Below are 14,248 nucleotides of genomic sequence, written 5' to 3'. Positions count from 1 at the left end.
GTTAAATAATGTCGTATTTACCTAACGTGCCCGAATGGGCTGAAGGTGTCTATCAGTTAGAGCGTAACGACCCTGTTTCCGGTGGGCCATTGCGCATTGATGAAAAAGGCAAAGAGCGAGGGACAGCCAACAAACCGCTTATTGACTTAGCCAACCGCACAGCATGGCTGAAGCAGAAATATGACACGGCTTTCGATAACCTGGGCTGGATGCAATTGGGGGCGTGGGTGGTGGGGCTTGAGGTCTCATTGCCCACCCAGATTGTTGGCTTTAATGGTTCCTGGTATCGCTATCGCGGCAGTCTCGATGTTCCGCATATTATTGCCGGTGAATCGCCAGAAGATGATGGTGGGGTTTGGTCTGGCGATAATCCTGATGGGGTTTGGGTTGATGTTGGTGAAAACATCATCCGCATAGATCTGTCGAAGCCAGCAGGGTTTACGATTGTGGGAGGTGTTAGAGGGAAAGTAAAAACATCAGAAGCCGGCAGCCTTGCTGCTGCTATTGATATAGCGCTTGCTAATAATGCTGATGTTCTTGTTGATGACACTCAAAATATAACAGAGACAATCTACAGGCAGCTTAACGGCAAAGATTTATCAATCATATCAACAAATGATGCTTGGATTAACTTCACGCCTTCCGAAAACGATACTTACTACCAAATATTAACCTTTGATGGTACCGGCATTGAAAGCGTTCTGACCAAGCTAAAAATTAACGGGGGGAAGGTACGTGGTGTTGGTCGTGCTGTTGTCGGTATCACTGTGAGTAATGTTTACGCGCACTACGAAAATTCGGAGATGCGCAATATCAGCGCGGGGGTAAACACTGTAAAAGCAAAGATTCACATTTGTCGTGAAGCCAGGTATTACAACGTATACCAGCAATTAGCATCTCAAGACTGGAATCCTGGTATTTATGGATATGGAACAGTACCGATTGACTGCGATCTTGTCTTAGTTGATGGGTGCGCGTTCGGTGTCACTGGCTCACCACTCGATCGTCATGGTGTTTACTGTTCGTCTTATAATGATGGCTCTGGTGCATGTAAAATTGTCTTTGTCGTGAATAACACAGCGGTTATGCGAGACTACACCACAGAGACGCCTGAGACCTCATTTGAGCGTTGCTTTAAATTTATCGGTTCCAAGGATGTTCATTTACACAATAATCAGCTTGTAGGCGGATATGGTTTAGCTCTGTTAACATTCAGAAAGCATCAAAACGCAGAATGCTTTTCTGTGAGCAACAATACGGCACGAACTTACGCTGCTGGAGTTGTCGTTACATTTCAGGATGAAGATGCTCAGGCCAGTGATGCGACATGGTATTTAAACGACTTAAATAGCAGCAACAATCTTTACAGGTTTAATTGCCCGATAGCCAATATATCTAATGGGGTCGAATGGCGAAATACTCGCAGAGTTACCGATGTGGGAAGTGACTATATTAATGATGCGCATTCCTCAGTCAATGCGCTTGCTGTTTACTTCTCTAAAACAGGCAGGATCCAGTCAGAATCCCTGCGTTCCACGGGTTGCCATTATCAGGGATTCCAGAACATAACCCGCGAATCAGCCCCCGTTTATGTTGACATCGATATCACTTGCGAAAATGCAGTCAATACGGCCTCTCCACTGAATGCCACAGGGCAAACATTTCAGAGGGTCAGGGTCAGGGCCACGGATAATAGCGCCCTGTGGCGTAACTATACTGCGATTGCAATACCGGGGTTTAGCTACCTTGACGCTTTCCTTAATGAGTACATAACCAATGTGTCTGCTGGGATATGGACAGGGGCGGCTGGATATGCAGTTGTTGGCTTATCGACAGCACGGCCCCTGAATGTTCTTGCTGGAGGGCGATTCTACCAAACTGATACTGGGACACTTGTTTTGTGGACCGGTTCATTGTGGGTTTTGCCATCAGCCGGTTACAACGGCATCATAAGGTCAGGCACCACCGCGCAGATCAGCGCAGTGACAAAATCACTCTTAGGCTGGGGGCATACTATCTATAACGTTGACACGAAGAAGCCAGTGTTCTTTGATCAAGCGCTACAAACCTGGAAGTATGCCGATGGCGCGAATATGTGACATAGGTTGTGAGTATTTCAACCTTATAAGAGTCTCATGGCATTTGTAAGGGCGCATGATTCTGTAATTCTTTTTCAATAGCTGAAATTTCGCGACTACCTATTTATCTTGAATTGTGACCTGAGTTTATCGCGCGGCGCATCAAGAACTTAAGAAAGGCGTACCGCAAGGTACGCCTTTTTCATCAATTACACGTCACTGACCGCGATATCTGCCGGCGTGCGGTTACGGTTCTTCACCCGATAAGCCACCGCCATTGCCACCAGCCACACGGGAATTAGCCATACCGAGATCTGGATACCGGGCGTGATCGCCATGATCACCAGAATCCCCGCCAGAAACAGCAGGCAAATTACGTTGGTCACCGGGTAACCCCAGCTTTTGAAACGCGTTTCCTTTGCGGCCACTTGCATCGCATGGCGGAACTTGAGGTGTGTAATGCAAATCATCGCCCAGTTGATCACTAACGCGGACACCACCAGCGCCATCAGCAGCTCAAACGCCTTGCCCGGCATCAGGTAGTTCAACACCACGCACAGCCCGGTTGCCAGCGCCGATACGCCCAGCGCATTCAACGGAATGCCGCGTTTGTTGATGCTCAACAGTGAGCGGGGTGCGTTGCCCTGTTTAGCCAAGCCAAACAGCATACGGCTGTTGCAGTAGACGCAACTGTTGTACACCGAGAGCGCCGCAGACAGCACCACCAGATTCAGCACGGTTGCCACCACGTTGCTATCCAGCGCGTGGAAAATCAGCACAAACGGGCTGCCGCCTTCCACCACTTTCTGCCAAGGGTACAGCGACAGCAGCACCGCCAACGCGCCCACATAAAACAGCAGAATGCGATAAATCACCTGATTGGTGGCGCGTGGAATACTTTTTTCTGGCCGATCGGCCTCAGCGGCAGTGATACCGACCAGTTCAAGACCGCCAAAGGAGAACATGATGACCGCCATCGCCATCACCATGCCACCAAAACCGTTGGGGAAGAACCCACCATGTTGCCACAGGTTAGCCACGCTGGCCTCCGGCCCACCACTCCCGCTTATCAGTAGATAACAGCCGAACGCAATCATGCCGATAATTGCCGCCACTTTAATGATGGCAAACCAGAACTCCATTTCGCCGTAGACTTTCACGTTCGTGAGGTTAATGGCGTTAATCAGCAGAAAGAAAACGGCCGCCGAAACCCAGGTTGGCACATCGGGAAACCAGTATTGAATGTAAATCCCGACCGCAGAAAGCTCCGCCATACTGACCAGCACATACAGCACCCAATAGTTCCAACCGGACATGAAACCGGCAAAGCTGCCCCAGTATTTATTGGCGAAATGGCTAAAGGAACCGGCTACGGGCTCCTCCACCACCATTTCCCCTAACTGACGCATAATGAAAAAAGCAATAACCCCGGCAATCGCATAGCCCAGTAATACCGATGGTCCGGCCATTTTGATGGTCTGCGCAATCCCCAAAAACAGCCCGGTGCCTACCGCCCCCCCTAATGCAATCAACTGGATATGGCGGTTTTTTAACCCTCTTTTCAGTTGATCCGTTGTCTGCGACGTATCCATGACATTCCCCGAACAAGATGTTGTGTTGGCAATCTCATAGCAACAATCAGGCCAGCCCCAGCAATAACGCGGCGAATAACCGTGATAAAAGAAACTAATGCCATGAATATATTCATTATTTTTATTATCACTTTGCGGGGTACATAATGGCGGCACAAAACAGATTGATGCATAAACAGGCAATAACATGCACATAACGCCCTTGATTGCATCATTTTACGCACGATGTTGCGCCAACACGGTGCATGCCCATTGGTTGTGCAATCCCGCCGAGAACCAGGATGTAAAAAGAAGCGGCACGCGGTGATAAAAAGCTGTTAGTCTGTTTTATCTCCCGATACATCATGCGGATAAAGCACCATGTACCAGATAGACGACTATGATTTGAAAATGCTGACCTTACTGCAAACCAACGGCCGCTTGACCAATCAGGAGTTAAGCGAACTGATCGGGTTATCCGCATCGCAGTGTTCGCGCCGTCGCATTGCGCTTGAGCAGGCTGGGCAGATCTTGGGCTACCACGCCCGCCTGGCACCCAACGCCATTGGTCTGGAGTGTCTCGGTTTGATCGAAGTGCGCCTGATCAACCATACTGCCGACTACGTGGAGCGCTTTCACCAAATGTTAGGAGAGGTGGATGCGATCATTGATGCCTACAAAACCACCGGCGATGCTGACTATTTACTGAAAGTTGCAGTAGCCGATCTGCAAGGATTGAGCGATCTCATCAGTCGCATCTTGTCGCAGAATAAAAGCGTCTCTCACCTGAAGACCTCGGTTGTGCTGAATCGCCTGAAAGAGAATAGCGTCGTGCTGCCTAACTGAAGGCTTGCACCCTATTGGGGCGGAGCGCTTCCTTTTGGTGCACGCGAAGAATAAATCCGCGCACAAAACCCACAAAACATGCGCAAGTCACGCATGAATCCACTATTTTTGCACTTTTTGTGCAATACGTAATTGCAGCATTTCAATAACTTATACTTATTAGCACGGTTAATACGCCAGCAACTCCACTGTCGGCGCCATTTTTGGTGCACTTTTTGCTTTGCTTGCGTCACATTTCGATTTTTTCTGCCATTGAGCACACCATGGATAACGTTGTTGCAACTGATAATCTAAAACACACGCTGCTGGAAGATATTCTGGCATTGTTGATTGGCTCATTGATGGTGTCTTTTGGGATCATCCTGTTACGCCAATCTGGCGCGCTTACCGGCGGCACAGCAGGGATGGCGTTCCTGCTGCACTACATCACGCATATTTCATTTGGCACCATTTTCTTTCTGATCAACCTGCCGTTTTATTATCTGGCTGTTCGCCGCATGGGCTGGCATTTCACCATCAAGACGTTCTGTGCCGTCGGGTTGGTTTCTCTGCTGTCAGACGTGCATCCGCTGTTTATTCACTTCGATAAACTTCAGCCTTTCTATGCCACGCTGTTTGGCAACATCATCATCGGGTTGGGCTTCATCGTGCTATTTCGTCACAAGGCCAGTCTGGGTGGCGTGAATATTTTGGCGCTCTACCTTCAGGATCACTACGGCATACGCGCTGGCAAATTACAAATGGCGGTTGATGTGGTGATTGTGCTGGCTTCACTGTTTGTGGTAAGCATACCTATGCTGGTGGTTTCCGTATTAGGTGCCGTGATGCTTAACTTAATCATTGCGATGAATCACCGACCGGGGCGCTATACGGTCTAAATGGCGCTCAGGGGTTGTGCGCTGCGCGTTAAGCGTGGCAGATCATTATTTCAGGAGAAAAACTGTGTTCCAACATGTCGACGCCTATGCCGGAGATCCCATCCTGTCTCTGATGGAAAAATACAAACAGGATCCGCGCGCAGATAAGATCAATCTCAGTATCGGGCTCTATTACAACGAACAGAATACCATCCCGCCACTACGCGCCGTGAGCGATGCCATTGGTGTGCTTGAAGCGCAGCCCAAAGTGGCCTCCTCCTATTTGCCCATGGAAGGTCTCCAACCCTACCGTTCCGCAATCCAGACGCTGCTGTTTGGTAAAGCGCACCCGGCGCTGGCCGCCAACCGCATTGCCACTATCCAGACGCTGGGCGGTTCCGGTGCACTGAAAGTCGGTGCCGATTTCCTGAAACACTATTTCCCGGACTCCGAGGTGTGGGTCAGCGATCCAACCTGGGAAAACCACATCGCTATTTTTGCCGGTGCCGGATTCAAGGTACACACTTACCCCTATTTTGATGCGCAGACATTAGGCGTAAATTTCGATGGCATGGTTGCTACGCTCGAAAGCCTGCCAGCGCGCAGCATCGTACTGCTGCACCCGTGCTGTCATAACCCGACCGGCTCCGATCTGACCAATGCGCAATGGGATCGCATTATTGAAACGGTGATCAAACACGAATTGATTCCGTTTATGGATATCGCCTATCAGGGCTTTGGCGGCGGTATTGACGCCGATGCCTATGCACTGCGCGCCGTTGCGAGCGCGGGCGTTCCCGCCTTGATTGCCAACTCCTTCTCCAAGATTTTTTCTCTTTATAGTGAACGCGTTGGCGGGCTTTCCGTGGTGTGTGAAGATGCTGAAAGCGCAGATCGTGTGTTGGGGCAGTTGAAAGCCACGGTGCGTCGTAACTACTCGACACCACCGAATTACGGCGCTCAGATAGTGTCTAACGTGCTGAACGATGCAGCGCGCAATGCGGAGTGGAAGGCAGAAGTAGAAGAAATGCGTTCACGCATTCTCGCCATGCGTAAAGCGCTGGTGGAGGCGCTGAAAGCAGAACTGCCAACGCGCAATTTTGACTACCTGCTGACGCAGCGCGGCATGTTCAGCTACACCGGTTTCAGCCCGCTACAGGTAGATCGCCTGCGCGACGAATTTGGTGTTTATCTGATCGCCAGCGGCAGAATGTGTGTTGCGGGCCTGAATTCGGGTAACGTCGCACGCGTTGCCAAAGCGTTCGCTGCGGTTCAATAACCTATCAAAGGCTTAACGCCATCGTTAAGCCTCTTCTTTTTACCCTTCCACTGATCTCACTATTCTCCTTTCGCCGTGATTCATAAGAAATTTTTATATAGCGCAACATTGACACTCCGCTTGCGCTGAACTACTACTTAAGACATATCCCATAATTTATTACTCAACAGATTTCGATGGATAGGGCGCAGTCCTCAGCTGAGTCTGAGGTGTACGGGAGCACGTCTCCCCCTACTGTGAAAGAGAAAGGGTATATTTAACATTTACCTTCTTAATCACTAACTTACATCATGATGTTGAACAGCCGATCGCTCGCTGATTTGCGACAACAATAATAAGCAGAAAGATAATAAATGAAACCATTTCAGAAGCATTTTATTCTTCAGGTCAATTTACGACGTCTCATTCTTTTCATCGCACTTTCAGGTATGTCAGTTATTTTTATAAATAGCTATTTCGCCGTCTACGACACACAAAAAAAATTATTGACCGATCAGTTTTTTAAAATAAACCTCAACTATTCATTAAAACTCGCTAATACTGTCGAGACTTTTTTTTCTTCTTCCCAATCACAGCTCAGTTTTAGCGCTCAACTGCTCGCCGATAACATGAAAAATGCCGAAACGCTGCAAAAAGAAGTTGATCGCATTCGGCAGATTGGTCATCGTTTCAATTCTGTCTCGGTCATTGATAAACAAGGCTACATTCGTGCGTTCTCCCCATTGCAGCCTGGGGTCATTGATGCGCACCTGACATCCCCTTCCCATGCGGCCGCCGTTCAGGCCAACACCTTTTTTATCAGTCAGCCCTATGTTTCTCTGATTGGTAACCTGATTGTCTATATTTCTGTTCCTATCCACAGTGCCGAGGGAGAACAACTAGGATACGTCGGCGGCTCTATTTATCTCAACAATCGCAATGCAACAAATGAATTTATGAATTCGCAGTTTGATGATAATAATTACGACACCTTTGTCCTCAATAAAGATGGCACCATTATTTATCATCATGATAAAAGTCGAATTGGGCAAAAAATAGACGATACGTCATTGAAGCACATGGCGCTATTGGGAAATAAAGGTAATTTTCGTTTGACCGATTCACAAGGAGCCACATTTCTAGCCGGATTCGCCAAAGTTAAACGCGCAGATTGGATTATTCTTACGCTACAAACAGAACAAATTGTCACGCAGGCATTAAATAACGTAATGATTGATGTGACAAAGAAAAGTGCTCCCGTGCTGCTCATCACCCTGTTCATGATCACTTTACTAACGATCTACATCGCCAAACCGCTGCGAATGCTGGGATTGGCAGCCAGCCGCATGGACGATCCCGATGTCATCAGTAAAATTCGTGCGGTGTCCTCGTGGTATTTCGAAGTCGAGCACCTTAAGCGCGTCATCCTATGGGGCACGATTCTGCTGCATAAACGTATCGGAAAACTCAGTTCACAGGCTCACACCGACCCGCTCACCGGCCTGCTCAACCGGCGTGGATTGCATGAAAATATCGAAATGTCGCTGCTCAACAACAGCGTGGTTTCAGTGATTGTTATCGACATTGATCACTTTAAAAATGTGAACGACACCTACGGACATGATGTGGGTGATGAAGTGATTAAAATGCTGGGGCGCCATTTAAAAACCAACTCGCGCAAAACGGATCTGGTGTGCCGAACCGGCGGGGAAGAGTTTCTAATGCTGCTGCCCGGCATTGATATCCACCTGGCCGTGGTCATTGCTGAGCGGCTACGCAAAAATGTCGCGGAAATGAGTTTTCCCATCTGCCAACACATCACCATTTCGATTGGCGTAACCTCGTTCCTACCGAAAGAAGTACCTATCGACGCTGCCCTTAAAACCGCTGATAACGCGCTGTATCGCGCTAAAAAGGCAGGGCGTAACAAAGTGATTGTACAGGATATCCCGGAGGACTTGGGGCTAATGCTGCATAAGCAGAAGGATTAGTGCTAAGCGATGCGCAGCAGATTACACAAATTACGGGTAACTCACATCCTCAGGAGACGTTAAAATACACCCAGCAGACTCTCACCAATAACCCTTTCTTATCTGTCTATACACAGCGAAGAAAAGTTGGGAAGATTGCCGACTGTCGGCTTATTAGCTCTTTGCCAAATAGGTCGCTTAAATATAGAGATGCCGCATCGGCGGCATCTACAGAGAAATCAGAAAGATGTCCAGTTCTGATTATTTGAAGCAGAAGAATTTGAGGTCAATGCCAGCGCAGGTTTCACTGTTCGTGCACTAATATGGGGTGCACATTGCGTTGACGTTGACGGTGTCGACGTCATCGCCCCTACGCTGAGTTTAAATGCTCTCACCGTTTCCGTTAAAGCAGAGGCCTGCGCTTGCAGCGATAGCGCAGCGGCGGCAGATTCCTCTACCAGGGCAGCATTTTGTTGTGTCGTTGTGTCAATCTGCCCAACCGCGATATTCATCTGGCTGATGCCATCGCTTTGCTCCTGGCTCGCCTGTGAAATCTCTGCAATAATGGCATTCACTTCCTGCACATGATTGCTCAAACGCCCCATTGTTTCGTCGGCATTGTCGACCAAATGCATACCATCCTGAATTTTGCTGACGGAGTCATCAATCAGTTCTTTGATTTCCTTAGCGGCGGTCGCACTTCTCTGCGCCAATGAACGCACCTCGCTTGCTACCACCGCAAAACCACGTCCTTGTTCACCCGCACGCGCCGCTTCGACTGCCGCATTCAGCGCCAATATATTGGTTTGAAAAGCAATGCTGTCAATCACGCCAATGATCTCTGCCATGCGCTGTGATGACGTTTGAATACCACGCATTTTTTGCGTAACAGATAGCATCACTTCGCTACTATTTTTCGCCGCATCCGAGGCCTGATAAGAGACTGACGTTGCCTGACGTGTGTTGTCCGCAGTGTTCTTAATGGTTGATGTTAGCTCCTCCATTGAAGAGGCCGTTTGTTCCAATGAACTGGCCTGCTCCTCCGTGCGGGCTGAGAGATCCTGATTGCCTGCTGCAATCTGAGAAGCCGCAGTAGAAATGGCTTCCGCCCCATCGCGCACTTGGCCGACAATATGACGTAAATTGCTGTTCATATTGTCCAGTGCTTTAAGCAACTGCCCGGTTTCATCCTGTGTTGAGGCATGGACTACCGATGTCAGATCGCCTTGGGCAACGCGGCCAGCCAGCGCGAGTGCCTGATTAATAGGACGGGTAACGCTACGCGTGATTAACCAGGCAATGATTCCTCCAGCAATGGCAGCGATAAGCCCAATAACCACCAATAACAAACGCGTTTGATTATAAACCCCCGTCATCGTGTCAAGCGTCTGCGTCATAATGTCATTTTCAAGAGCAACCAGCTCACGAGCACGCGTACGGTATTCACGCTGAACCTCGTTCATTGTAGAAATAAATTCCTGAGTGCCACCGTCACGATCCCCTGATTGCACAAGAGCCACTATTTTGTCTCCTGATGCCAGAAAGCGTGGACGAATCAGCTGGATCTCTTGCACAATTTTCTTATAGGCGTCGGAACCTTCGTTCGACGATAACGCATCCATCAATTCGCCACCACGTTTTCGATAATTATTGGCCAATTCAATGGAACTGCGCATGAGATCGGGATCGGTCACCAACAACAAACGTTGATACGCGATTAATGTGCTGTTTACGACATCAATCAAATCCGTTGCGACAACGGTATCTGGATATACATCTGCCACAATGGTTTTGGTATCCTCATGAAACAAAGATAATTTTGCAATCGATAATCCATTTACAACAAAGAGCATCAGCACCAAAAATGCAAACCCCAAGCCTAGACGATAGCCAATACGCCAGTTCTTTATATTCATCAACTACTCCTTTTTGATATTGAGAACCATAGTCAGATTGCTGCTTACTGCCAGATATCATCAGAGCGGGTAATGGGCCTTTCCTTAACAGATTCAGAAAAAAAATGAATACCGTGCAAACACAGAGGAATATAAAATCAAGCAAAATACCCAACTAAAAATATTACAGAACTGTTGTCAGAATTAAGGGGAATAGCCCCCCCTCACCATAAATACGGTGCTATCATCATAAAATAATAATCTGATGCTATTTTTTCATACGCTTAACATGGTCAAAACGCTAGCTGCACGCGTCCTTCACATTCTGAAAGGAAAGCTCCACACCAGGCGTAAAACATCATGTTTTATCCTGAAACTCACGTTAAGCAACAGATCATAGGCATTACTCTGTATTTCATAAGTAAATACTCTCACAGCATTTTATTGATTAGCCCGTTAGTTCTACCTCGCCCCAAGATACTACATAGAGTATCGGCAGCAGCATCACCATCTTTACCTATTGATCGTTATAATCATTTAAAAACAAACAATTAAAAGGATTTGCCTATCAATAGGGGATAATTGATCGACAATATCAAAGTATTTAGCAATAATCTGATTAACTATATTTAACAATGTGGAAATGATATATCCACGAAAGAGGAAATAGAAAGTTGCATAGGAAATGCGTGATTATAAAATCATGCCATTTTTAGAGAGAAATATAACGAAAGCCCTCACTTAATGAGGTGGTTTATGCAAACCTGAGAGAGCATGAGAGTGAATTTTCCAAACGACTCTGTAAGGAAAATTACGATACCCAGTTTGCACCAGGTATCGCAAGTCATACTAGCTACGGATCAATATTGGCTTAAGAAAACGGGCAGTGTGTGATAACTCACAGTTCGCTACTGTCTCCGGGGTGCCAGACACCAGTATTTGACCGCCACCGCTGCCCCCTTCTGGACCAAGATCCACAATCCAATCTGCGGTTTTAATCACATCCAGATTGTGCTCAATCACCACAATGGTGTTCCCTTGATCGCGCAACTGGTGCAACACGTCTAACAATTGCTGAATATCAGCAAAATGCAGCCCGGTGGTTGGTTCGTCAAGAATATACAGGGTTTGACCCGTTCCTCGCTTGGATAACTCTCGGGAAAGTTTCACACGCTGTGCTTCACCACCGGAGAGCGTGGTCGCCGACTGTCCAAGACGAATATAAGAAAGCCCGACGTCGATAAGGGTTTGCAGCTTACGCGCCAACGCTGGAATGGCATCAAAGAAGTCACGCGCCTCTTCAATGGTCATTTCCAGCACTTCGTGAATGCTTTTACCCTTGTATTTGATTTCCAGCGTTTCACGGTTATAGCGTTTGCCTTTGCACTGATCGCACGGCACATAAATATCCGGCAGGAAGTGCATCTCCACTTTGATGACCCCATCGCCCTGACAGGCCTCACAGCGCCCGCCGCGCACGTTGAAACTAAAGCGCCCGGGGTTATATCCGCGGCTTCTTGCCTCTGGCACACCGGCAAACAGCTCACGAATTGGCGTAAACACGCCGGTGTAGGTCGCCGGGTTGGAACGCGGTGTGCGCCCAATCGGGCTTTGATCGATATCGATCACTTTATCAAAATGTTCCAGACCGTGAATTTCACGGTACGGTGCCGGTTCCGCCAGCGTTGCGCCATTGAGCTGACGTTGAGCCAGCGGAAACAGCGTATCGTTAATCAGCGTTGATTTACCGGAGCCAGAGACACCGGTGATACAGGTGAACAGCCCGACGGGTAGCGTCAGCGTAACATCCTTCAGGTTGTTGCCTTTGGCTCCCACCAGCTTCAGCACTTTGGTCGGATCTGCAGGGACACGTTGCGACGGCACTGAGATTTTTCGCTCACCGCTCAGGTACTGGCCAGTCAACGATTCTGGCACCGCCATAATCTGTTCTACCGACCCTTCCGCTACCACCTGACCGCCATGCACCCCCGCACCCGGCCCGATATCGATCACATGGTCCGCTGCACGAATAGCATCTTCATCGTGTTCCACCACAATCACCGTGTTGCCCAGATTGCGCAGATGGATCAATGTCTCCAGCAGGCGTTCGTTGTCCCGCTGGTGCAAACCAATGGAAGGCTCATCCAGTACGTACATCACCCCCACCAGCCCGGCACCGATTTGGCTCGCCAGTCGGATACGCTGCGCTTCACCGCCGGAAAGCGTTTCGGCAGAACGCGACAGCGACAGGTAGTTCAATCCTACGTTCACAAGGAATTTCAGGCGATCGCCGATCTCCTTCAACACTTTTTCAGCAATCTGCGCGCGCTGCCCGCTTAGCTTCATGTTTTGGAAGAACGTCATCGCATGGCCGATGCTCATGTCGGAAATCTGTGGCAGCGTAGTCTTTTCCACAAACACATGGCGTGCTTCTTTACGCAGGCGTGTTCCGCTGCAACTGGCACAAGGACGGTTACTGATAAATTTGGCCAGCTCTTCGCGCACCGCGCTTGATTCAGTTTCCTTGTAACGCCGCTCCATGTTGTTCAACACGCCCTCGAAAGGATGGCGTCGCACGGACGTATCGCCACGATCGTTGATGTATTTGAACTCGATAGTGTCTTTCCCGGAGCCGTAAAGAATAACGTGACGAATTTTTTCACTCAGGCTGTCGTAAGGTGCCTCGACATCAAAACGGTAATGCTCCGCCAGTGAACGCAGCATCTGAAAATAGTAAAAGTTGCGTCGATCCCAGCCGCGAATCGCGCCACCCGCCAGGGACAGCTCGCCGTTTTGCACCACACGTGCCGGATCGAAAAACTGTTGCACGCCCAACCCATCACAGCTCGGACAAGCACCAGCCGGATTGTTGAAGGAGAACATGCGCGGCTCCAGCTCATGCATGCTGTAGCCACACTGCGGGCAAGCAAAATTGGCGGAGAACAGCAGTTCAGGCTGCTTGCTGTCATCCATATCTGCCACAATGGCGCTACCGCCGGAAAGCTCCAGCGCGGTTTCAAACGATTCCGCCAGACGCTGTGCCAAATCGTCACGCACTTTGAAACGATCGACCACCACTTCAATGGTGTGTTTCTTCTGTAATTCCAGCTTGGGCGGATCGGAAAGATCGCACACCTCGCCGTCGATACGCGCGCGGATATAGCCCTGTGTCGCCAGGTTTTCCAGCGTTTTTGTGTGCTCCCCTTTGCGATCTTTAACAATGGGGGCGAGCAGCATCAGGCGAGTCCCTTCCGGCTGTGCCAGCACGTTATCCACCATCTGGCTGACGGTCTGCGCCGCCAGCGGTACATCGTGATCCGGACAGCGCGGCTCACCCACGCGGGCAAAGAGCAGACGCAAATAGTCGTGAATCTCGGTGATGGTGCCCACGGTTGAGCGCGGGTTATGCGACGTGGATTTTTGCTCAATGGAAATCGCCGGTGACAGCCCTTCGATATGATCGACGTCCGGTTTCTCCATTAAAGAGAGAAACTGGCGCGCATAGGCAGACAAGGATTCAACGTAGCGCCGCTGCCCTTCCGCATACAGGGTATCAAACGCCAGCGACGACTTACCGGACCCCGACAGCCCGGTGACCACAATCAGTTTATCGCGCGGAATTACCAGATTGATATTTTTGAGGTTATGAGTACGGGCACCACGAACTTCGATCTTATCCATTCACATACATCCCGGAGTTAACGCTATTTTCATCATCCCGCAGGCGGAGATAACCGGTACGAAACGTGCAATTATGACACAAAAAAACACCC

General features: G+C 49.1%; 8 protein-coding genes. 5 read left to right on the top strand and 3 right to left on the bottom strand.

What is annotated here, in order from left to right; genetic code table 11:
- The first annotated feature begins 8 nt into the window (after window positions 1-8).
- Window positions 9-2,099 carry a hypothetical protein gene (locus J5224_RS06850; protein ID WP_264624651.1) on the top strand — a complete coding sequence of 697 codons (2,091 nt, stop codon included), beginning with the start codon at window positions 9-11 and terminating at the stop codon, window positions 2,097-2,099.
- Window positions 2,100-2,287: 188 nt separating this feature from the next.
- On the opposite strand, the gene J5224_RS06845 is transcribed toward J5224_RS06850, so the two are convergent.
- Window positions 2,288-3,670 (bottom strand): amino acid permease, encoded by a 1,383-nt coding sequence (locus J5224_RS06845; RefSeq protein WP_264624650.1) that lies wholly within the window; start codon window positions 3,668-3,670, stop codon window positions 2,288-2,290.
- Window positions 3,671-4,030: 360 nt separating this feature from the next.
- On the opposite strand from J5224_RS06845, the gene J5224_RS06840 reads away from it, so the two are divergent.
- From J5224_RS06840 to J5224_RS06825, 4 genes are all read left to right on the top strand, one after another.
- Entirely contained in the window at window positions 4,031-4,495 is a 465-nt protein-coding gene (locus J5224_RS06840) for an Lrp/AsnC family transcriptional regulator (RefSeq protein WP_264624649.1), read from the top strand.
- Window positions 4,496-4,758: 263 nt separating this feature from the next.
- The gene (locus tag J5224_RS06835; protein WP_264624648.1) at window positions 4,759-5,373 is read left to right on the top strand and encodes a YitT family protein; all 615 of its coding nucleotides are present in this window, start codon (window positions 4,759-4,761) and stop codon (window positions 5,371-5,373) included.
- A gap of 64 nt (window positions 5,374-5,437) precedes the next feature.
- Window positions 5,438-6,631, top strand: a complete 1,194-nt coding sequence (locus J5224_RS06830) for an aromatic amino acid transaminase (protein ID WP_264624647.1) — start codon at window positions 5,438-5,440, stop codon at window positions 6,629-6,631.
- A 353-nt stretch (window positions 6,632-6,984) separates the two neighbouring features.
- Window positions 6,985-8,601: a sensor domain-containing diguanylate cyclase gene (locus J5224_RS06825; protein WP_264624646.1), complete on the top strand. Its 1,617-nt coding sequence runs from the start codon at window positions 6,985-6,987 to the stop codon at window positions 8,599-8,601.
- A 218-nt stretch (window positions 8,602-8,819) separates the two neighbouring features.
- Here the strand turns inward: J5224_RS06825 and J5224_RS06820 are convergent, their stop codons facing one another.
- Together J5224_RS06820 and uvrA are read right to left on the bottom strand one after the other, a co-directional pair.
- Window positions 8,820-10,496, bottom strand: a complete 1,677-nt coding sequence (locus tag J5224_RS06820; RefSeq protein ID WP_264624645.1) for a methyl-accepting chemotaxis protein — start codon at window positions 10,494-10,496, stop codon at window positions 8,820-8,822.
- An 828-nt stretch (window positions 10,497-11,324) separates the two neighbouring features.
- Window positions 11,325-14,156: an excinuclease ABC subunit UvrA gene (uvrA, locus tag J5224_RS06815; RefSeq protein WP_264624644.1), complete on the bottom strand. Its 2,832-nt coding sequence runs from the start codon at window positions 14,154-14,156 to the stop codon at window positions 11,325-11,327.
- Between the last annotated feature and the right edge of the window lie 92 nt (window positions 14,157-14,248).

The sequence above is a fragment of the Candidatus Symbiopectobacterium sp. NZEC135 genome (genome assembly GCF_025962695.1).
Note: the sequence above shows the minus strand (reverse complement) of the source record. Positions and strands in the feature narration are given on the sequence as shown.